The 19,637-nt window shown below is 40.0% G+C and carries 24 protein-coding genes and 1 pseudogene; 5 read left to right on the top strand and 20 right to left on the bottom strand.

Annotation, left to right across the window (positions count from 1 at the left end; translation table 11 throughout):
* Positions 1-13: 13 nt before the first annotated feature.
* On the top strand, positions 14-496 hold the full coding sequence (locus tag AC0QUU_RS09130) for an RNA polymerase sigma factor (RefSeq protein WP_474545552.1): 483 nt from the start codon (positions 14-16) through the stop codon (positions 494-496).
* Positions 489-1,475 (top strand): zf-HC2 domain-containing protein, encoded by a 987-nt coding sequence (locus tag AC0QUU_RS09125; protein ID WP_474542257.1) that lies wholly within the window; start codon positions 489-491, stop codon positions 1,473-1,475. The genes AC0QUU_RS09130 and AC0QUU_RS09125 overlap by 8 nt, the downstream gene beginning before the upstream one ends.
* Positions 1,476-1,621: 146 nt before the next feature.
* Here the strand turns inward: AC0QUU_RS09125 and AC0QUU_RS09120 are convergent, their stop codons facing one another.
* The 10 genes and pseudogenes from AC0QUU_RS09120 to AC0QUU_RS09075 form a co-directional block, all read right to left on the bottom strand.
* A complete protein-coding gene (locus tag AC0QUU_RS09120) occupies positions 1,622-2,086 on the bottom strand; it encodes a hypothetical protein (protein ID WP_474542256.1) in 465 nt (154 codons plus the stop codon).
* Positions 2,087-2,136: 50 nt separating this feature from the next.
* Complete coding sequence (locus AC0QUU_RS09115) at positions 2,137-2,601, bottom strand: helix-turn-helix domain-containing protein (RefSeq protein ID WP_474542255.1); 465 nt, start codon at positions 2,599-2,601, stop codon at positions 2,137-2,139.
* A 95-nt stretch (positions 2,602-2,696) separates the two neighbouring features.
* On the bottom strand, positions 2,697-2,822 hold the full coding sequence (locus AC0QUU_RS09110; protein WP_474542254.1) for a DUF6019 family protein: 126 nt from the start codon (positions 2,820-2,822) through the stop codon (positions 2,697-2,699).
* 96 nt (positions 2,823-2,918) lie between these two features.
* The gene (locus AC0QUU_RS09105) at positions 2,919-3,341 is read right to left on the bottom strand and encodes a DUF5301 domain-containing protein (protein WP_474542253.1); all 423 of its coding nucleotides are present in this window, start codon (positions 3,339-3,341) and stop codon (positions 2,919-2,921) included.
* A 125-nt stretch (positions 3,342-3,466) separates the two neighbouring features.
* Positions 3,467-4,201, bottom strand: a complete 735-nt coding sequence (locus AC0QUU_RS09100) for an SAM-dependent methyltransferase (protein WP_474542252.1) — start codon at positions 4,199-4,201, stop codon at positions 3,467-3,469.
* 22 nt (positions 4,202-4,223) lie between these two features.
* Positions 4,224-4,682 (bottom strand): helix-turn-helix domain-containing protein, encoded by a 459-nt coding sequence (locus AC0QUU_RS09095; protein ID WP_474542251.1) that lies wholly within the window; start codon positions 4,680-4,682, stop codon positions 4,224-4,226.
* A gap of 61 nt (positions 4,683-4,743) precedes the next feature.
* Positions 4,744-5,727, bottom strand: a complete 984-nt coding sequence (locus AC0QUU_RS09090) for a Gfo/Idh/MocA family protein (RefSeq protein WP_474542250.1) — start codon at positions 5,725-5,727, stop codon at positions 4,744-4,746.
* Between the two features lie 49 nt (positions 5,728-5,776).
* Positions 5,777-5,965, bottom strand: a pseudogene (locus AC0QUU_RS09085) (class I SAM-dependent methyltransferase); the annotation flags it as partial.
* Between the two features lie 52 nt (positions 5,966-6,017).
* Positions 6,018-6,320, bottom strand: coding sequence for a DUF1648 domain-containing protein (locus AC0QUU_RS09080; protein WP_474545551.1), 303 nt, complete (start codon positions 6,318-6,320; stop codon positions 6,018-6,020).
* A 324-nt stretch (positions 6,321-6,644) separates the two neighbouring features.
* Positions 6,645-8,114 (bottom strand): VanZ family protein, encoded by a 1,470-nt coding sequence (locus tag AC0QUU_RS09075; RefSeq protein ID WP_474542249.1) that lies wholly within the window; start codon positions 8,112-8,114, stop codon positions 6,645-6,647.
* A 327-nt stretch (positions 8,115-8,441) separates the two neighbouring features.
* On the opposite strand from AC0QUU_RS09075, the gene AC0QUU_RS09070 reads away from it, so the two are divergent.
* Complete coding sequence (locus tag AC0QUU_RS09070) at positions 8,442-8,669, top strand: hypothetical protein (protein WP_474542248.1); 228 nt, start codon at positions 8,442-8,444, stop codon at positions 8,667-8,669.
* Between the two features lie 50 nt (positions 8,670-8,719).
* On the opposite strand, the gene AC0QUU_RS09065 is transcribed toward AC0QUU_RS09070, so the two are convergent.
* Both AC0QUU_RS09065 and AC0QUU_RS09060 read right to left on the bottom strand, forming a co-directional pair.
* Positions 8,720-8,971: a hypothetical protein gene (locus tag AC0QUU_RS09065; protein ID WP_474542247.1), complete on the bottom strand. Its 252-nt coding sequence runs from the start codon at positions 8,969-8,971 to the stop codon at positions 8,720-8,722.
* Between the two features lie 104 nt (positions 8,972-9,075).
* Complete coding sequence (locus AC0QUU_RS09060; RefSeq protein WP_474542246.1) at positions 9,076-9,468, bottom strand: DUF3795 domain-containing protein; 393 nt, start codon at positions 9,466-9,468, stop codon at positions 9,076-9,078.
* A gap of 275 nt (positions 9,469-9,743) precedes the next feature.
* Between AC0QUU_RS09060 and AC0QUU_RS09055 the strand changes: the two genes are divergently transcribed.
* Positions 9,744-10,253, top strand: a complete 510-nt coding sequence (locus tag AC0QUU_RS09055; protein ID WP_474542245.1) for a helix-turn-helix domain-containing protein — start codon at positions 9,744-9,746, stop codon at positions 10,251-10,253.
* 122 nt (positions 10,254-10,375) lie between these two features.
* Here the strand turns inward: AC0QUU_RS09055 and AC0QUU_RS09050 are convergent, their stop codons facing one another.
* From AC0QUU_RS09050 to AC0QUU_RS09035, 4 genes are all read right to left on the bottom strand, one after another.
* Positions 10,376-11,263, bottom strand: coding sequence for a DUF5688 family protein (locus tag AC0QUU_RS09050; RefSeq protein ID WP_474542244.1), 888 nt, complete (start codon positions 11,261-11,263; stop codon positions 10,376-10,378).
* A 19-nt stretch (positions 11,264-11,282) separates the two neighbouring features.
* The gene (locus tag AC0QUU_RS09045) at positions 11,283-12,968 is read right to left on the bottom strand and encodes a recombinase family protein (RefSeq protein WP_474542243.1); all 1,686 of its coding nucleotides are present in this window, start codon (positions 12,966-12,968) and stop codon (positions 11,283-11,285) included.
* A gap of 276 nt (positions 12,969-13,244) precedes the next feature.
* Entirely contained in the window at positions 13,245-15,743 is a 2,499-nt protein-coding gene (locus tag AC0QUU_RS09040) for a hypothetical protein (RefSeq protein ID WP_474542241.1), read from the bottom strand.
* A 171-nt stretch (positions 15,744-15,914) separates the two neighbouring features.
* The gene (locus AC0QUU_RS09035; protein ID WP_474542240.1) at positions 15,915-16,424 is read right to left on the bottom strand and encodes a hypothetical protein; all 510 of its coding nucleotides are present in this window, start codon (positions 16,422-16,424) and stop codon (positions 15,915-15,917) included.
* Between the two features lie 476 nt (positions 16,425-16,900).
* Between AC0QUU_RS09035 and AC0QUU_RS09030 the strand changes: the two genes are divergently transcribed.
* The gene (locus AC0QUU_RS09030; protein WP_474542239.1) at positions 16,901-17,338 is read left to right on the top strand and encodes a hypothetical protein; all 438 of its coding nucleotides are present in this window, start codon (positions 16,901-16,903) and stop codon (positions 17,336-17,338) included.
* A 256-nt stretch (positions 17,339-17,594) separates the two neighbouring features.
* Here AC0QUU_RS09030 and AC0QUU_RS09025 read toward each other — a convergent pair whose 3' ends face one another.
* The 4 genes from AC0QUU_RS09025 to AC0QUU_RS09010 form a co-directional block, all read right to left on the bottom strand.
* On the bottom strand, positions 17,595-17,957 hold the full coding sequence (locus AC0QUU_RS09025) for a hypothetical protein (protein WP_474542237.1): 363 nt from the start codon (positions 17,955-17,957) through the stop codon (positions 17,595-17,597).
* Positions 17,954-18,358, bottom strand: coding sequence for a hypothetical protein (locus tag AC0QUU_RS09020; protein ID WP_474542235.1), 405 nt, complete (start codon positions 18,356-18,358; stop codon positions 17,954-17,956). Before AC0QUU_RS09020 ends, AC0QUU_RS09025 begins: the two co-directional genes overlap by 4 nt.
* Complete coding sequence (locus tag AC0QUU_RS09015) at positions 18,315-18,914, bottom strand: DUF1643 domain-containing protein (RefSeq protein WP_474542234.1); 600 nt, start codon at positions 18,912-18,914, stop codon at positions 18,315-18,317. Before AC0QUU_RS09015 ends, AC0QUU_RS09020 begins: the two co-directional genes overlap by 44 nt.
* A gap of 70 nt (positions 18,915-18,984) precedes the next feature.
* Positions 18,985-19,575: a hypothetical protein gene (locus tag AC0QUU_RS09010; RefSeq protein WP_474542232.1), complete on the bottom strand. Its 591-nt coding sequence runs from the start codon at positions 19,573-19,575 to the stop codon at positions 18,985-18,987.
* Positions 19,576-19,637: the final 62 nt, after the last annotated feature.

Below are 19,637 nucleotides of genomic sequence, written 5' to 3'. Positions count from 1 at the left end.
GAGGTGAGCAGTTCTGGATTACGAAAAATTATATCATTCATACTATCTGCATGTGTATTCTTATGTAATGACTATTATAAAAAATCAGTCTCTTGCGGAGGAAATTACACAGAATACGTTTTACAAAGCTATGACAGCAAAAAAGTCTTTTGAACAAAGATCCAGTGAGCTGACCTGGCTATGCGGCATCGCGAAACGACTGGCAGCAGATGAGTGCAGAAAAAATCAGAAGGTTACAGAATTAGATGAAACATCTGCCGAAGATCACAGAAAAGATCTGACCGAGGCTGTTGAAGATAAAGAAACTGCTCTTCAGATTCATCTGATTCTGCATAAACTGCAGGAGCCCTACAAAGAAGTGTTCCAGCTGCGGGTATTCGGTGAACTTCCCTTTTCGCAGATCGGATTTATATTCGGGAAAACCGAAAACTGGGCAAGAGTCACTTATCACCGGGCACGACTAAAAATTCAGGAAAGGATGGAGAAAAATGAATAAAAAGAAATCTCAGGAATGCGAGATCGTTCAGGATCTGCTTCCATTATATTATGACGACGTTTGCAGCCCTTCCAGTAAAAAATTTGTACATCAGCATCTGGAGAACTGTGAAATATGTAAAAACTTTTATGAAGAACTGAAAAATGATTCCGTTGACCGGATCATGGAAAAGGAAACCCATGACGTTCTGGAAAGACATGCCAGAAAAGAAAGAACCGCCGCCTACAAAGCCGGATTGATTATCAGCGTTCTGCTGCTGATTCCCATTGTAATAACACTACTGGTTTCCATGGCTGCAGGCGGAGGCCTGGGCGTTTTCTCAGTGGTGGCGGCTTCCATGCTACTGGTTGCTGCCCTGACTGTCGTCCCGCTCATGGCAAAACAAAGCAGACTGACGAAAAGCATTCTGGCCGGAGTAATCGCATTATTGCTGATTATATTTTTTGTAGACAGAATGAACGGCGGCGGTCAGTTTATCTTCCTTGCTGTTCCGACTGTTTTCGGAATTTCCGTACCGCTGTTTCCTTTCGTAATCAGAGGGCTCTCTTTACCGCCTGTACTTTCTGACAAAAAAGCCCTGATGGCCATGATCTGGGATACTGCATGGCTTTTTCTCACAATCTTTGTCATCTGCAGTCAGTCCGGAGATGTGGATGGCTTAAGAAACGGCAATATTATCAGTGTCATTCTCATGACCGGAGTATGGCTTGTATTTCTGACTGCCAGATATCTTCCGGCAAACCGCTGGATCAAAGGCGGCATTATTGTAATAATAACAGGAATATGGACCGCCTTTTCCAATGATATGTACTTGCTTCTTTCCGAGCACAAAAAACAGCTGACCATTCTTTCCGCCAGCTTTACAGACTGGTCATCCGACCTTCATATCAATGCCAATATTTATCTGATATGCCTGATATGCAGTATTATTATCGGAGCGTTCCTTATAATAACAGGTATATTGAAGCGGAATCGATAATATTGCCTGAATCCAAGCCTTAAACTGATCATTCCTGCTTCCGCCGAACCCCTTCAATTTGCAGGGGTTCGGCCTTTTTACCGGATTATGGAAGTCCCCTGCTTTATACCGCGCGGAGCAGTAAGCAGGGGACTTGCTTCTCTTTTCTATTTGTTTAATATATTTAATAATTCTTCTATACATACAGGTGAGTTATTCAGGAAATAATTTTTCCCATTGACAGAAATACTGTCTGCGCTTGTTATAATTATTGTATCATCCAATTCATTATTCTCATCAAATATATGCATAATCAGTATTTGATCGCCGGTTTCCGTCAGAGAGCCGTCTGAAAATAATGTTCCCGGCGTTCTTCTGTATGAGTACTGTTCCAGCAGATCTATGATCTGTTCTTTTTCGTCTTCTGCTATTTCATTGTAAGGTGTATCGTTAATATAGGGCTCTCCATCTCTTACGCCAAGCTCCTCATATATAGCTGTAATATATTTGTTTGACGGAACGGATAACTGAAGTGGTCTGAAATATAATAATATTCCGGCTAAAAGAATAATTATAACGATGACCAAAAAAACGTTCTTTCTTTTTTTCATTTCTTCATTCTCCTCAACCATAAATGAACAAGCCACATAAAAGCGTCCTCCGGAATTTTCCGGCCCGGTATTTATCTGCCGATCATACTTCTTCCGAGAATATAAACCCCAACCAGCATTTCACCCACGGATAATCCCAGAAGGATTCCGGAAAATAATTCCTGCATATCAGAACCGCCCATTGTATGCGAAAGTGCCTGCAGGGCAATTCCCATCACGATCAGTAAAATTCCATATAACTGATTTTTTTGCTTTTCTAATTCCTGCGTTCGCTTCAGCAAATCCATAATCTGCTCATCATCGTATAGACGCACGCTTCTTTTTTCTGATTCTTCTCCATCCATCAGTTCAGCAACTGTAATCTCCAGTTCTTTACACAGATTCTGAACAACTCCATAGTCCGGCATACATTTACCGGTCTCCCATTTTGAAATTGTTTTATTGGACACTCCGATTTTTTCCGCCAGCTGCTCCTGCGTTAAATTCTTTTCTTTCCGTTTTTTCGCTATAAATTTTCCGGTATTATATTGATTCATCAGCTTAACCTCCATTTCATATTATTTATCTACAATGGAAGAATATCTTTTCCCAGCTGAAAATAACACCCCTTGTCCGCAGAATATCAGTGGAATTACTGTTCTTTATCTTTCTCTCTGAAATATTCTTTTAGTGCATCTTTTACCGCTTTTTTAACAATATAATATAATGCTGAGATTGCGATAAGTACTGCAATTACAGTAATCGGCAGCCATTCCATATTCTTTCCTCCCCAAAGCTTCTAAATATCTTCGATACAAATATCAGGATCTCAAAACTGTTTTTCTTATTATTTATAGTAGCAGATATTCCACGGTCACAGAACATATTTCGCTACAGAATTATACTCATCTCCGCTGATCTGATAAATCCCATTATATGGCTGTTCTATATAATATCGATTCTCCTGTGCATATGCATACAGAACGGAGCTGCCGCCCCGGGCAAAACAGAATTCAATCTTGATCGGAGTTTCCGCGTTAACCGGAAAATCATTTATACTCTCTCTTTTGGTAGTTCTTCCGTTGCCCTCCAGCACATAAATAAGATCCTTAATTTTCTCCCTGTCTGTAATTTCTTCCTTGGTGGTGTCAGTACTGATTACCACATTTCCCAGGGTTTCTGCCTGCGGTAGATCCAAAGAATAAGTTCTCCTGTGCATCTGAAAGAAAAATACGATTCCAATCACATCCAGAATGAGAACCACTATAAGAATCCATATGGTCTTTTTTCTGTTCACTTCTTTCTTCCTTTCTCCATATAACCCTGAACTATCATAATAAGCCGTTTTGTCTTTGTATCTGTATAAAAAATACACAGTAATTCTTGAAAATACACAATAAATTTCTTAATGTTTCTTTAATTTTATTCCTTATGCCCGGCTGACGGGGCATGCAGTAAAGTACCTGTTATTCCGATAATGTTCATATATCTCCCATTATCTGTGCGAATCATTTCCCTGTCACCTACTGCATAAGGGTTATCGGTATTCAGCCAGTCATTCCATGCCTGCTCAAAGCATCCCATTTCCCACATGTTAAGATGATTCAGCTCATTTTCAAATTTCGGTCTCCACCAGTTGATAGAGTGCCACATTTCCAATGCCTCTTCCGGCCAGTACGGCCTCATTTCATCCGGAATATTTTCCTTCACCTCATATTTCATGCCCGGGAAAGCAATTGCCGCAATTCCGTTCTGTTTTAATAAAGGACGTATTTTCTCCGGGAAAAATGTGTCATTGTTTCCTACATAATGATAAGCATCCACACTGATCACAGCGTCGAAAAATTCATCTGCAAACGGCATGTCCAGCGCATCCGCATGAATCGGTATGACCGCCTGTTCAACTCCTGCCTCCCTGAATCTCCTGTAATTGTCAGTAGCAGAAATCCACAGATCCAACGCGAAAACCTGCACTCCATATTCTTTTGCAAGGAAAACAGAAGTCAATCCGTTTCCGCACCCCAGATCCAGAACTCTCATTCCTGGTTTTAAGGGTACTTTCTCCAGAAGCTCTTCCAGAATCATCATTGAATTCGGGCCCATCATATTCGGTTTTAAAAAATCTTTGTCATATTTCTCTGTTCTGAAAAAATCCATTTTCACATACTCCTCATGTTTTCTATTTTCCATTTTTATTTTCTACAGTATTTGCAATAGCAATAACGGCCGGAAACAAAACCCCTGCTATCACCCAGACAATCCATCCTTCTTTCCAGCTTTCTGACGGGAGGGTGCAGGCCAGGTAAATGGCTGTCGCAACCAGCCAGTATACAAGCGCAATCAAAGATTTCAGCGTCTGCTTCTTCTTCGCCCTTGTATAGTCTCCTTCCTGCAATAATTTTTCAAAACTTGCCCAGATGATTCCGGCTCTTATCAGAAAAACAACGCCGATCCCGACGATTACAATTTTTAATAAATAATCTGTGGTAACCCCGAATAATTTTGACAGCCGAATCATTTTTTCCAGATCCGGGATGGACTGCGCTCCTTCCCATTTAGAAACAGACTGCCTTGACACATTCATCTGTCCTGCCAGTTGCGTCCTGTCAGAATCGCTTATTATTCTCTCTGTTTTCATTCTTCCCCGGTATCACGTGAAGCGAATCCCCCACTGAAGCCGGACGGCACACAGACTAAAATTATTTCTGTGTTTCTCTTTCCCGGGGATAGACAAGCCCCCACTGTCCGCGCAGCTGATCCATAATCTCCATGACCTTAATTGTATCAGAAAGAGGCATGGAGGTGCTCTCTTTCTCCCCGGAACGGACAGCATCTATACATTCCAGTACCTCATACTCATATCCGCTGATCTGTATTGGCACATCCATCCGACGGACAAGTCTGTCTTCTGTATCATAAACGGAAATACTCTGTGGATTATTGATGTTTTCCACAATAATGTAGCCCTTTTCGCCATAGAAAATGCCTTTTCGGTCCGATCTGCTGTAGATATCATGGGTCAGCACTGCCATGCGTCCGCCTCGGAAAAAGATAGTGATGGATTCCATAGCATCCACCCCGGTGTCTGTCATTCGGACAGATGACTCAATCCTTTCAATATCCGTCCCGAAATGCATCATGGCAAAATTAACGCCGTACACGCCAATATCCAGAAGCGCTCCCCCGGCCAGTTCCGGCCGCATAATCCTCTCTTTGTGAGAGATAGGATAAGAAAGATTGGCTGTCAGTACAGAGATATCGCCAATGATTCCGCTGTCGATAATTTCCTGAATCATATTTCTCGACGGCATATATCTTGTCCAGATTGCCTCAGCAACAAAGACCTGCTCCTGCTCCGCATATTCCCTGATCTGTTCTGCCTCCCGCGCGTTCACTGTAAATGACTTTTCGCACAGAACCGGCTTTTTATGCCGGATACACAGCTTCATGTTATCGAAATGGCTGGAGTGCGGCGTTGCGATATAGATCAGCTCCACTTCCGGATCCGCACACAGCTCTTCGTAGCTTCCGTAAGCCTTCTTAAATCCATATTTCCCGGCAAATTCTTCCGCGCGTTTCAGAGTACGCGAAGCCGCCGCACAGCATTCTACCTCTCCCATCTGTCTTAATGTATCGGCGAATGTCTCCGCCATAACTCCACAGCCTAAAATTCCTATTTTCATAATGTCCTCCTCATTTTACACAATATCTATAGATCGTATCATTTTTAATTCAGATCTTTTTTAATTCAGCAATAGCCGCGTAATGCAGCACATCAAATTCAGCAGGCGATATATTTTCAAGAAGATCTCTGTGTTCCCGTTCCCACATTAATATTTCATTATCTGTAAGAGACGCACCGATTCCACGGCACGCTTTTATTCTTCCATTCCAGCTTTCACGGGTAAACGGTACTTTCAAATAGTATTCATCTTTTCTTGCTGCTAAAGTAATGAAAATTTTACTGCATTAATCAAGACGCTCTGATTATTGTAATTTCCGATAGCAGAAATAAAATGACAAATGCAAGAACAACAATGTAATATGTAATAATGCTGTTTCCATATTTCGGTATAACGGTAAAACTCTGCCGCACTCCTTTTAAACTGAAAAACAGCAAAAAAATAAGCTGCATAAGAGGAAAAAGAAATAACCAGATTTTAGGAGCATAGGAATCGACAATACCATTGTCAAAATGAATTGGTATCTGGTCCGGCAGCAAATAAAAAAATACACAGGAAATAATTAATGTAACAGCAAACACAATCCATGCCATTTTATTGTTATACAGTATCCGTAATAATAGTTTCATAATCTGCTCACCCCTGCTTTAAAAGATACCCTTGTTGTATTTGCTGCTTTTTCCATAATAAGAATCCTAAATACAGAAACAGGACAGCGCATCCTTCCATTACTATAATAAAAACTATGTTTTCCATAAATTCCTCCGGATCTTTTCTTCTATTATAGCATGTAATGAACGCTCTGTCCTTTTCTTCTGTATCAAATTACCTGTATTCCTGTCCGTCCCGCAGAAAGGACAGATATCTCGTCCCCTGGAAAGTAAGACTGCCTTTATCTCCTTCGACCAGCATCCCATTTATTTTCCTCCTGACGCGCTCTTAAGAGCCGGAACCACTATTTCATATCCGTCCTGCCCGTTTACAGAAGCTTCAAATGAATATACCGGCTGATAATATTTCTTGGAATCTATTACATATTTCATACTAACAGCCCCGAGTTCGAGTTCTTTTATTTCATCGCCGGCCTGACCGGAATAACGGAAATTTCCGCTTTGTATCTGTTTCCACGCTTCATCTTCAGACAGAATCGGATAATCTTTATACTTCTCACATGAGAGAATATGATTGCTGATATCTCCCAGCTTTCCTCCGTCATAAAGCGTGCAGTACAGCGATCCGTCATAGAACCGGTCTCCATCTCTTTGCTGGGAAACCGAAAACTCATAGCCAGGCAAATCGGACGATTCATCTGACTGCTCCTGAAACACCGCTCCCTCCGGCACCTGAATTCCATATGTGGACAACGCACTTCTGACAGTTGCCTCATCTTCCCCGGAAACAGGTTCCGGATAAGTCTCTGCTTCCGGATCGTCCCCAAATACAACGGCATAATCCGTATAACTCATTGTCCCGCCTGCGTAGTCAATCCACAGAGAATTCTGCTCTGTACTATAATAGACAGCCGTTTCATCATACAGATCTGTCCTGGACTCATCCAGTGTCTGCCCCAGTGAAGCGAAAAAATTATCGGCAATCTTTCTTGTCTCTTCTTCCGTATATACAGGAATTTTATAGACTGCTGCTGTTCCCGGCTGACTGCTGTAGTTCTCCGTTGTTGTCACCTGAACATCCGACATGTCAATCCGGCTGCTGAGGCCGATTTCCAGATTGCCAAGTTCCTGCCGGTCATACATAATAAAAATTCCGACAAACGCCAGGACGATAGCGGCAAGGGGGATCTGGGCAGCTGCCATTTTCAGAACACTGAATCGTTTTCTCTTTGCTGCCGCTGTAATCTCCCGAAACAGAACATAGATTCCATAACCGATCATTGTTCCCAGGAAATTATTCAGAATATCATCTGCCTCCGCAACACCCCGCGCTAAAATAAGCTGAGTCGATTCGATCAGTACAGTCACTGCCAGCCCTGTCAGATAGGTCACCCAGAAGCGCCGGAAAAATCGTATTCCCAGCGGCAGCAGGAATCCAAACGGTACAAAGAGAAGGATATTCAGAACGATATTTCTCCATTCTGCTCCGGAAAAACTGTACCATGCTTCCCGATACGAATAAAACAGAGGCGTCATCCCGGCATCGGACCAGCCGGAAACGCGGTCCAGAAGTGTAGCTGAAAGCATTACTGCAAGATAGCAGAAAAAAACGCCTGCCCACAGCACATTCAGCGGCCGGATCCACCTTTCCCCTTTCATCATCTTTTTATATACGATAAAATAGCCTGCTCCCGCAATTCCTCCCGCAATCACGGCCAGAATTGCCCCCTGGAGCAGATATTGTTTTACCAGTTCAATAATATTGACTAATCTCATTATCCCTTTCCCCATATTAGCACAAAGGTGCCACATAAAATATACTTTCCGTTTCTTTTTTACATCTTTATAAAACAGAATAATACGGAATAAATATTTAAAGTTCTATATAAAATTCTTAATATTTTATTGAATTTTATTTATGGAACTGTTTTCCCTGATTATATATCACTTCCGGCGCTTTCGCAGCGATAAATATATCGGATTTTATAGCAGGCAAGTCTCTTATTGACCGTGCACCAATGCCGCTGTATAATAAAAAATATGTGAAAACGGCGGCAGTTCCTTATACTGCCGCTTCGAGAACAAGCAAAAGGAGATATGCATATGCGTCGCACTGATCATCCATTTAACGGGAAGCAGTTCATATTAAATAAAAGCACAGGGGAAATTCACAATCTTGACTGCGAATCACCACTGTGCTGTATTGACAAAATAGATACCGATCAAATCTTTGCCTGTGATACTTATGCAGAAGCCGTACTGTTTGCATCCGTACTGGGAATCGAAAGAAACGGATGCGCACACTGTATGCCGGAGCACCATCATAGTTAAAAACAGATTTTTCACAAAACAGACTCCGGTGCTGAAAATAAGCATCACCCTTATCGGATTAAATATGCTGCTTTTTCAAGATCCTTTTTATGAACATAAATTTTATATTCGTAGGAATAGTTCTGATTAATTCCAAAACTGCCAACTCTCCCTCTGCTGTTGCCAACTATTGGCGCTGCCTGGAGATTTGTGGTTTTTATGGTATAATCAATACCATTCTGAGAAAGAATATCCCGTACCTGTGCCTGACGGTTCATTTCCGTTGTCACAATCAGCTCTTTACGGTTAAATATTGTTATCATATAAGTCTCCTGTTCCGATCTGCAAAAGCAAATCAAGTTCTATACATTTTCCCCGGTGTTTTCAGTGCATTTCAGTCCGCAATACACAATCATATCCCTCATGGCTATGTACCTCCGTTATCCTGTTTATATCCTGTTCTTATATATTCTATCAGCGGCTCCACTTCATCAAAATCATCATAATCACCATTTATACCATCCCGGTGATAAATAATCCCTTTCTTCTCGTTCCTTTCAAGGCAGTCTAAAAGATAATCCTCGCCATATCTTCTGGCAAACTCAGTAAATGCATACGGTTTTATTTTACCTAGTAATCCTTTTCTGCATTTTCCGGTGCACTCATAACAATGTCCGATTTTCCTGGAAATAGAACATTTTCTGTTTTCGCACCAGTCTTTGTCCGGACATTGCCCCGAATCACAGCCGTCACACATCGTGTTTTCAGAACACAGGCAACAGGCAAGTCCGCAGCGGGCAATCCCTAACTCTCGCTTCACAACAACACCTCCGAATTACAATCTGCCGGCCTGACTTTTCTTCATTATACCATTTGTTTATTTCTCTGTCATTATATTTGCAGACCTATATGAAAAGACAGCAGAATATCATTTACCCGCTGCCATCAGAAAAAGAATGAATAAAATTATGATAATTCGTCAGGAAATTGCCAGTGATCAACAGTTTTCTTTATATGTTAAGACGCATTGCTTGTAGCAACGGGCAATTCCGACTACAATAATGGTATCGAAGGAAAGAAAGGAGAATATGCCTAATGCTCAATGAAAATATTAAAGCAATCAGAAAATCAAAAGGCCTTTCGCAGCAGGAGCTTTCTGCCAGGCTGAACGTTGTACGGCAAACAATTTCTAAATGGGAGCAAGGATTGTCGGTCCCCGATTCTGATATGTTAATCTCCATATCGGAAGCGCTCGAAACACCTGTGAGCACGTTACTTGGAGAAACTGTTATTGAAACGGAGGTTGATAGCATAAAAGCCATTTCTGAAAAACTGGACGTGATAAATTGGCAACTGGCGCAGAGAAAAAACACGGGAAGAAAAATTATCCATTGGCTGCTTATTTCATTATCCGCCATCATAATAATGGTTTTTGCAGCCTTAGTAATATTAAATAGTCCTTATCTGGACTGGAATTATAGTAACCCTGAAACCTCTGTTCTTGGAGTGGTATTTCACTCATTTGAATGGTTGTTTGTCAGAGCAGCACCGATCATCTTTATTATTGCAATCATTGGAGTTTTCTTAACACGAAAGAAAGAATAAATCAGGTTCTGATAACATTATGGTATGAAATAAGGAGGAACTAAACAGTTCCTCCTAAACCGCCTTTATTTATGATAAGGCTCTCCATAACGTATCCAAATGCGGTTTTTTTCCAATTTCCCTTATAAAACCGCCGTTTCCGGTGTATATATACTGATTGCCCCACTTTCACGACTAAAATAATATATATTGTCTGAAAGACTATCCTGATCGGGCTTATTGAATACCTTTATTACTGTCATCATATCGTTTAAATCTTCATCCGTCAATTCTTTAATTGCCGGAGTCAGGATGATATCATTGATCGAGTTCGGAAGTATATATAAATCTGCATTGACCGTTTCAGCGAACTGGGTAATCAAGTCTGTCCGGAGCATCCCTCTTGCACCGAACTGTCTCTCTGTATTTGTCATTACATAATTTAACCCGTCATAAGGTGTCGGTTTTCTCTGCTCACCTCTCAGTTCTTGTATAACCTCTTCCATATCACGGATGATAAATTTCTCTTTTTGCAGATTGTTCAGTGCAGTTTGAAAAAGTGTTTCTTCATCTATCTCCCATATCTCAAGAAGACCTGATGTAACAGCCATGCTAACTACGCCCTCTGCATTTTTAACGAAATCCATATATACGACAAGTGATAAATCCATTAAATCCCTATGAGGTACGCCCTGCAGGAACTTCTGATTCCATGCTGAATTTATCAGTCGTATGGTCAGTCTGGATTGAACTTTCTCCCAACTGCCAAGCGTTGTCTGAACGTCAATATTTCTACTTGTTCCTGATATTTCAAGCACAAACTCCGCCACGCCTTCTATATCGCCTGTCAGTTTATAGAGTCCGTAAAGATCGTCAAGGTGTATCAGTGGATTGCAGTTCTTTCCATCTTCCCGAATATAAATACCTTCCTTTTCAATGCTGTTATTCTTTGTGTAATTCCTTATTTCAGCATTTTCCAATCTACTCTTTACGTGTTGGAGCAGCTTATTTTTAAACTCATTATAATCCATTATAAAACCTCCATCTTTGTTATATTGCAAGTTTCAAGTCAAGAGCCGGAATACCAATTTGCGAAAGCATATAGTTAGAGGGAACACCCTCAATGGATGTTCCCTCAGTATCTTGTAATAGCTGTATCAATGCATCAGTCAGTTTTATGTGTATGCTCTCGATCTCTCTCCTTCGGTCGATCGTGATCTCTGAAATCAGCATATGGAGAAGCTGTTTCTTCAAGCTTCTTTCAATATGCTCGTCCATAATTACTTTGCCAAAGTTCTGTAAAATATTTTTAATCACTTCATACGGGATCTCATTTCTATGCTCCTGTGCAAGTATATTCGTCTGCTCTGCTGACCTCGTCCTTAACTGCTCCTCTTCCTCAGCCAAAGCACTTTTACGCATTATAAACTCTTCACTTGATATGATCCCGTCTTCAAAACCTTTAAAAAGAGTTGACTTCCTGCTTTCAAGCTGTTTTAACTCTTTCTCATAGTATTTCAAATTCTTATCCGCAGACTTGAGTTCCCTCTGACTGGCTTCATTGACTTTCCTCAATACTGCCCTTAAAAAACGTTCATTGCTAAAAAGTTTCTCCAGTTCACGGAATACAACAGTATTTGCTTTCTCAACCCGTATCATATTACTGTGGCATACTGCCGTACCTTTATTCTTCCAAGCACCGCAGGCATAATAAGTAATTCTTTTCTTTGTACCATCTTTCAGCTTATTTGTCGTTCTGGATATCACCATACCTGCACCGCACTCAGGACAGCGCAAGATTCCGGTTAACGGATATTCACCGTCATATATCCTAGAGGGCTTTCCAGATTTCTGGTTTATCATTGTCTGTACTCTATCCCAAAGTTCCAAACTGATAATAGGATCATGGACACCATCAGCAATAATAGGATCTGGATTCAGATTGTGTCTGCGCTTCTCATTCCAGTCCCGTCTTACGTTAAATCTCACCTTCCCAATATAAACCGGATTGGTAAGAATGGTTCTTAATTGCGCTACGGAAAATTCATTTCCTTTTTTCGTCTTATAGCCATCCTTATTGATCTTATTAACGATTGCTTTATACCCCTTACCGGAAGCATAGAGTTCATAGATCAGGCGGACGGTTTCTGCTTCTTTTTCGTCTATCTCAAGTTTTGACTTTTTCCTTGAGGAATTTTCTGTTCCTTCCATCTGAACCCATTTATATCCCAGTGGCGCAATCCCACCGCACCATTCTCCCGAACGAGCCTTTGCACACATCCCCATTTTTACGTTTTGTGCTATCGTGCTCCGTTCAAACTCTCCGATCAGAGCCATCATCTGGAACTGCATCTTTCCTGCAGGTGTGTTTGTCTCAAAAGGCTCTGAATACGAAAGATACGTAATTCCATACGTTTCAAGCAGATCAACGATTTTTATGGCGTCTGCAAGTTTCCTGCTGATACGGTTTATCTTCCACGAGATAACCATATCAAATTTCTTCTGAGTAGCGTCTTCAAGCATACTCTGCATAGCCGGACGGTGCTTTATATCCTTACCGCTGATACCTTTATCAGCGTAAGTTTTATATACTTCATATCCATGCTTGTCGCAATATTCGATTAGAAGCCGCTCCTGCTCACCAATGCTATAGCCTTCTTCTGCCTGTTCTGTTGTCGAAACCCTGCAATAAATTGCTACTCTTATTACTTTTTTATCCATGTTGTTATCATTCATGAACTATCATCCTCCTTTCAAATTTATAATATACGGATCAAATTCACTTCATTTGATTTATTCTATCAGTATTATATTTAAAAAAAATGCCGTCACCGCCGTCCCTCTCGCCCCTGCGTAAGTGACGGCAGGGACACGGGTGACGGGAATTTCTCACTTTTCTTCTTCTCCCTCTGCAATATGCTCACTGCTCACTTCGTCTCTATGTACGTTGATATATTGCAGGATAATCTCGCTCATTAAATTCAATAACTGCTCCGACTGCTCAGCCAAGAGCTACTCCTCCGGATGGCTGTCGTCATCTTCCATAATCAATTCGATATAGCGTTCTCCGTTGGATTTACCTCTGTTAACACTGATACCGAACATACTTAATACAGACTGATTCTCATACAGCTTTCTACTCAGGGAAGAAGCGTCTCTTGCCCATCCTACTCTGGTATCGATCTCCATTTTTTCTGCCATATTTGTAAGTGAAACGAGAAGTTCTGTCACTGTACCTTTAAAATAATTGTGCTTTTTCATAGCTTCAATCAGCACAGTGATTAAAGAATCTTCTGACACCAGATTTTCTAATAAATCTGCCTGATTGTTCTCATATATCCTTAAAAATCTTTCTCCACCGTATCCAAGAGCTTCGGCAATCGCATACCCCCACTTTGCAAAGTCAGCCATTCTGGGAAGCCGCTCTAATTTGAGGTCGTTATAAATCGGTATCGCTTTGGATAATATGCGGAATATTTTATCAAGAATATACGGCAAATCCGTTTGAAATTCCTTCATGATTTCTTCTTCTGTGCGCCGATTACTGCTGTCAATACGGTTCAGTTTCAGGCATACGATTCTGTCAATAAGATCCGGTTTGGTACTCAGATTCGTAATGCCTGAAAAGCTGACTCGTGCATTCAGCTTTATTGCAAATTCTTGGTTATTCGAGTATAACATCTTTTTGGAATAATACCCATGCGTTGCAACGATGCAGAAAATATCTGATAATTCGTCACTTATGCGGCTAACGTTGTCGAAGCTCACCATGTATTGATTTGATACAGCCGCAACTGCATCTGAAATGCTTTTTGGTAACGCTTTGATATCTATCTCTGACGGATCTACAATCATTTTGTCCAGTCTCATACTTGTTGATTTCGCTGATCCACGATCACCGAAATAATAAATCAATGGCTGTGATCCTTCTGCAATAAAGCGTGATATGAGGAGTATCCAGTGCAGGATTCTGTCGTCTGGAGTTGCAAACTGCCAGTATTTCATTCCCATCTTTTTTAGAGTATTTTTTGCCCTTTTTGGCAAGACTTGCTCTGACATATTTTGCTTCTTGATGAACGGTACCGGAGACTCTGCAATCACTCTATATCCGTTTTCATCTATACAGATTACCGTCTGCTCCCTATCAGCAAGGTAATAGTATATCTTCCCATCATGGTAAGCGCAACGATATGCCGGAGTAATTTCTTTCCCCTCTATCTGAGCCTTCACTGCTAGCGTATCCTGAACCTGTTGTAGCGCTTCCTTAGGAACAGCCCTTTGATATCTGTCATAGTACATATAGCGAATATATCTTTTATAATCAGCTCCATAGACCTGCATATACTGTATGATACCCTCTTGAGTCACACAAACATAAGGAGTCTCTGCTCGGTCACGATAAAAGGTGTGCTGTTCTTCCTCAATATCCCTCAAAAGTGTATTCACTGCATTTTCCTCTTCGGTTTCTGCTTTCTTATGCTTTGGTGGCATCATTCTTGAATCAGGATACAATTTAATTAAGTCTTTCCACCCCTTATCCGAGCAGGAGTCATGGTGACAACCTGCGCAAATTTTACCATTAGGATATTCAATCACATATGCTCCAGTATCGGTATGATCGGGATTGAACGGACATCTTTTCAGCACATAACAGATTCCTCCCTGATACTCCTTTTCTCTTGCGATTTCAAGACCATGCTCCTCAAGATATTCTTTCACTGGAATATGTTTCCACATGGGTTTTTTACCCTGAACTGAACCTTGCTTTTGCTTGCTGTCAGGAGCTATTTTTTCTATAAGCTCCTGCAGTTGCTCAAACTGTATCTGCTCAATAGTCTCTGGCGCTTTTATAATACGGGATCGCCGGTGAGGACGCTCTTCGGTATTATCCCCTTTGCAAGAGAGCGTGCCATACAATTTGCAGATACGTGCAGCATTAAAATTGGCACGATCCACTTTTACTTTTTCGTTCGAAAACTTCTGATCCATGAGTTCCAAAAATTTTTTTATCGTTTCTCGCTCCTGCTCGCCGTTTTCTATATCGCAGGAATATAACAAATGATACCCGTTACCGCTGAGGGCGAATATTGGTTCTTGGAATCCCTGTTGAGTCAAATATTTTCTCACTTTTATGGCACACTCTTTCGCCGCCTTTAGCTCTTCTTCCGAGGAAGAAATCCCCGCCGGACGCACGGGATCGAAATCGAGTAAAATCCATTTCCTCTTACTTATTTCAGAATCTGTCGTAGTATTCTTGGCGTATTTTGTGAAATGATCCTGACTACGGGCTACGATTTCCTGCGACAACTGGTTCAGAGTAAAAAAAACATTATACTTGCCATCTAGCGTGCGGATGGAATTATAAATATCTTCTGGTGATTTAAAATATCCACTGAGAGTTCCTGAACTCGTGTTCAGAATACGGATTTCCATATACTCATTCTCAGAATTGATAGTTGAGAATGTTTTTATTAACTCTTTTTTTAACTTTTCATTATTTCTTTTTACCATAATTATTCCTTTCCACAGGGGATTTTACCCCTGCCGTTCTTACCGTTCGTTCTTCTGTTTTTCTGCTTCTGTAAGACGCATGAGATACTCTCAATACCCGTCTGCTTTTTTCTACCTGAAGCCGTAAGCCGATATAACAATATCTAAAGGTATCATCATAGGCATAATATTTTAGAATCTCTTTTCTAGCTCGGTCTCAGCAATACGATGTTCATCTCTGGTTCTGCAATATTTAATTGCGCATTCACAGAGCCATTTTTTTAATAAATCAGGCTCATAAAATGCGGGAATATTTATGTTGTATGACCAATCCTGTGGTTCAACCTTATGTACAACATACCCCATATTTTCTGGTTTGAACCATATGGAATATTCATAGTTGAACAAGGTTAGAAGATTCGCTTTCCCGTCGCACCGATTTATTGCTCGTACTTTTTCCAGTAACTCCAAAAAATCTGCGTTCAGTGGATGATACGTGGAAAACGAAAAGCCGTTTACGCCTTCATAAACCCACATCAGAACTGCATAAACTTCTTTTTTTGAAATCTCGAAAGAATAATCAATGCAGTTACAGCAATAGATAATCAGATCGTCTTCAAATGTTGCATATTCCCTATCACGCAATACAATATCAGACGGAATATAAGAACTTTTTGCGTCACCATTGTACTTGGTTTTCATGATATAGCCCTGCTTTCTTCTTTATTTTTTTCTATATTTTGTTGTCAAGGTGCTTTGCATCCCGATCAATCCTTAGGAATGCGATAATTTTTCATCCCGCAGATCCTCGGGATGCATTTTCTTATCATGTTTAAGAGCTCTTATTGTCGACACGCTTATACTCTCACTTTTCTCATTTTTTATCAACTTTTCTTTATCTCGAATTTTAAGCCAGTTCATCCATAGATAGTGATAGTTTATAAAGTAATTTCTCATTAAATTATGAGAAACTAAAAATATAGAAACATTGATTTTTCAATATTTTGCCGCTATAATATAAGAGAAACAAATAAGAAATTTAACAAATTATAGAGTAGAAAATAATGGGAGAAAGAAGCAAAACAGAAAGAGACTGCAAAAGCATCATACGAAACTATATCAGGGAACACAAAAAATACAAAACGAAACTACGAAGCCTACGACAAATATATAATAATTTGCACGAACTTGAAACGGATGGAATCTTGGAATTTCCAATATCCCTACAGACTTTCTATCGTTACGCCGAAGATATGAATTTACAAGAGATATCTCCAGGATCACAGCAATTTGATTTTATAGCAAATCGCCCTGCATCACTTAATACGTATTTAATCCGCAAAGATTTCAACAATTTTCTTTGCTATCAACTTAAAAATCTTGCCTACGGTTCTCTGATCGTCGATTACCTTAACGACTATTACAGCAACTACCGGAAATCTTTTCACTGTGTTCTGCTTGGCGACATGATTATCTGCTTTTTTTACACGTCACCAGATAGTGATGATAAAAAAAATCCGGGAAAGAATAATCCCCCTGTATCACTTAGCAGAGAAGAAGTTATAAAAGATATCCGGAGATGTCTAAAAAAATATAGAATTACAGAGACAAAATAAAAAAATATTTTTGTGAAAAGGCTTGCCTCTATCCGGGCAAGCCACCTTTCTTTTTTTATCGTCTGCGTTTCTTTGCAGTTCTGCAAATTTCATATAATGACACGATCAGTTCAACTCCCATTAGAAAGAACTTTATGTATTTTTCATTCATCTTGCCTGCTCCTCTCGTTTTGATTCAACAAATTCCAAAATAAGCACGCATCCCAGTGCTAGCACAATTCCAACCCCATACGCAAAATATACTTCCATTCGCCTATTATTCTCCTTTCACAAAATAAACTAAAATCAAAGAAAGTTCGGTCATTATATATGTATCACTCTTCCATAAGCGGTTTCTCTCATCCGTACACAAGCTGTCATGAAATTCAACATCCTCTTCTGATAGGTGATACTCCTGCAATAGATTATCATATTCTCTTTGATATGAATGGTCGTCCTCTGGTAAAATCAGTGCCACATAGCCACCGTCCGCCGTTATACTCCGGTCAGCACCATAAGCAGCATCTAATATTTCCAAATTGCTTTTGATCACATTAAAGACTTCTTCTGGAATATTGTACCGTTCAATGATCTGCTCCACATCTGGAATCTGAGCTAAAGTCCAAAATTTTGCTATCATAATGCTTTCCTCCATACATCAGTTTCTCTCATACCATAAATCAAATATATTCTTGCTCCTGTTTCCTGAACTTCTATACCATATCCAGACCACGATATTCGCTTTCCATCTCTATGCGATATGACATCTATATTAAAGTCTTTATCATGATTAGCTAAGGTATAAGGATAAAGATATAATGCATCATATATTTCAATGGTGTCATTTCTAAGCGGATCAAAGAAGACGGCGATATAATCATGAACGTCAAGTTTTTCTTCCATGAGTATTCTTCCGATTAACCCCAATATTGCATCCGGCAACTTACGCTCACCCAGATATGGGTTCACCTGCCGGAGTATAACCCACTGACTTTCATTAATTATCTTTAGATACGGCACTCTTTGCATTGCTTTCTTCACTCTCCTTATGGAACACATACTTTCTAAACTTCCATTCCCCGGAGAACCTCTGACCTGCAAATAACGGATGAATGGTTTTTAGCCTTGAATATATATCCTTTTTATCCACCAGTTCAACAACATTGGCTTTTGACTCTTTGAGAACCTTCTCTAACTCCTCCTTTGCCTGATTGACCTTTTTATTACCTGTAAATGTATTACCATATCCCAATAATACGGAAGTATAATTATTCTTGAGGAGATTACTGATATACTCGATATTATCAGAATTGTCTGCAATCTCCTTTGTCTTTAGTTTGCCACAGATCGTTGCATATAAATTGGATATGGTAATTGTGGTATATCCCATAGGGAGAAGATTATTCAAAATGTAGTTTGTCGTTGTGTCTGTGATAGTGATATCTGAACTTGCCGGATTAAGGCAGATAATTAGAATACTCTTCTGCTTTTTCGACCCTCCTTCACAGCAAAACGTCAATTCATACCTTTTTGTCATATCTTTACTAAACACCGCTGTCTTTTTCAATGTACCTGTTTTGATAATAGTATTGGCCATATAAATATTCTCCTTTGCAATTTGCATAAAAATAGTCCATACGCCACTTTTCATATTCAGACGTATGGACTCATAAAATAAAGTATGTCTCATTGAGCGGATCAATGAAAATATCATGATATAGAAAATCGGATTCATCCGGACTTGAAGCAAAAGATACTTCTACAGTCAGCGTGCCGTGCTCCTTATCAAATTTACTTATCGCACCGTTTACCTTTCCTTTTAATTTATAGAGGTATTTCAAGCGTTTTTCTTCTCCAAGCCCTATATATTCCATATACTCGTCAAACGTCAAAATATTCCTCCAGTTCATTCCCATAATAAACTTCTTTATCCCTTGGCTATTCCCATTGATCGTAATTTTCAAAAAGATATCCTGTTCTCCGCATTTCCTAAGATATCCCTCGTCATCCCGAAAATAGTGCAGTATATGATCGCCCTGTATACTGCGCTTATGTACAATATCCTGGTACTCTTTATATATCTCTGTCCATTCATTTTCATATAAATATATAAAGGTTGTAAGTTCCATAAGCCACGACTTAGGTGTACCTGGATATTCCGGCGGTAGGTCATTGATATTCTGCAAATTCAAGCATTCTCTTCCCTGATCCCATCTATTGATAGTAAAAAATCTCTCTTCAATTAAATCTTTACTCATTGGTTTCCTCCCATTAAAAAAATAAGGCTGACGTGAAAGCCAACCTTATAAATTCTTTAATT

It is taken from the genome of Mediterraneibacter sp. HA8405, assembly GCF_056148955.1.
This window is presented reverse-complemented; position numbering and strand designations above follow the sequence as displayed.

Excerpts from the sequence above, each read along its gene's own strand:
- AC0QUU_RS09125 (WP_474542257.1), top strand. The coding sequence starts at position 489 with ATGAATAAAAAGAAATCTCAGGAATGCGAGATCGTTCAGGATCTGCTT.
- AC0QUU_RS09120 (WP_474542256.1), bottom strand. The coding sequence starts at position 2,086 with ATGGTTGAGGAGAATGAAGAAATGAAAAAAAGAAAGAACGTTTTTTTG.
- AC0QUU_RS09115 (WP_474542255.1), bottom strand. The coding sequence starts at position 2,601 with ATGAATCAATATAATACCGGAAAATTTATAGCGAAAAAACGGAAAGAA.
- AC0QUU_RS09110 (WP_474542254.1), bottom strand. The coding sequence starts at position 2,822 with ATGGAATGGCTGCCGATTACTGTAATTGCAGTACTTATCGCAATCTCA.
- AC0QUU_RS09100 (WP_474542252.1), bottom strand. The coding sequence starts at position 4,201 with ATGGATTTTTTCAGAACAGAGAAATATGACAAAGATTTTTTAAAACCG.
- AC0QUU_RS09095 (WP_474542251.1), bottom strand. The coding sequence starts at position 4,682 with ATGAAAACAGAGAGAATAATAAGCGATTCTGACAGGACGCAACTGGCA.
- AC0QUU_RS09090 (WP_474542250.1), bottom strand. The coding sequence starts at position 5,727 with ATGAAAATAGGAATTTTAGGCTGTGGAGTTATGGCGGAGACATTCGCC.
- AC0QUU_RS09080 (WP_474545551.1), bottom strand. The coding sequence starts at position 6,320 with ATGGCATGGATTGTGTTTGCTGTTACATTAATTATTTCCTGTGTATTT.
- AC0QUU_RS09075 (WP_474542249.1), bottom strand. The coding sequence starts at position 8,114 with ATGAGATTAGTCAATATTATTGAACTGGTAAAACAATATCTGCTCCAG.
- AC0QUU_RS09070 (WP_474542248.1), top strand. The coding sequence starts at position 8,442 with ATGCGTCGCACTGATCATCCATTTAACGGGAAGCAGTTCATATTAAAT.
- AC0QUU_RS09065 (WP_474542247.1), bottom strand. The coding sequence starts at position 8,971 with ATGATAACAATATTTAACCGTAAAGAGCTGATTGTGACAACGGAAATG.
- AC0QUU_RS09055 (WP_474542245.1), top strand. The coding sequence starts at position 9,744 with ATGCTCAATGAAAATATTAAAGCAATCAGAAAATCAAAAGGCCTTTCG.
- AC0QUU_RS09050 (WP_474542244.1), bottom strand. The coding sequence starts at position 11,263 with ATGGATTATAATGAGTTTAAAAATAAGCTGCTCCAACACGTAAAGAGT.
- AC0QUU_RS09045 (WP_474542243.1), bottom strand. The coding sequence starts at position 12,968 with ATGAATGATAACAACATGGATAAAAAAGTAATAAGAGTAGCAATTTAT.
- AC0QUU_RS09040 (WP_474542241.1), bottom strand. The coding sequence starts at position 15,743 with ATGGTAAAAAGAAATAATGAAAAGTTAAAAAAAGAGTTAATAAAAACA.
- AC0QUU_RS09035 (WP_474542240.1), bottom strand. The coding sequence starts at position 16,424 with ATGAAAACCAAGTACAATGGTGACGCAAAAAGTTCTTATATTCCGTCT.
- AC0QUU_RS09025 (WP_474542237.1), bottom strand. The coding sequence starts at position 17,957 with ATGATAGCAAAATTTTGGACTTTAGCTCAGATTCCAGATGTGGAGCAG.
- AC0QUU_RS09015 (WP_474542234.1), bottom strand. The coding sequence starts at position 18,914 with ATGGCCAATACTATTATCAAAACAGGTACATTGAAAAAGACAGCGGTG.
- AC0QUU_RS09010 (WP_474542232.1), bottom strand. The coding sequence starts at position 19,575 with ATGAGTAAAGATTTAATTGAAGAGAGATTTTTTACTATCAATAGATGG.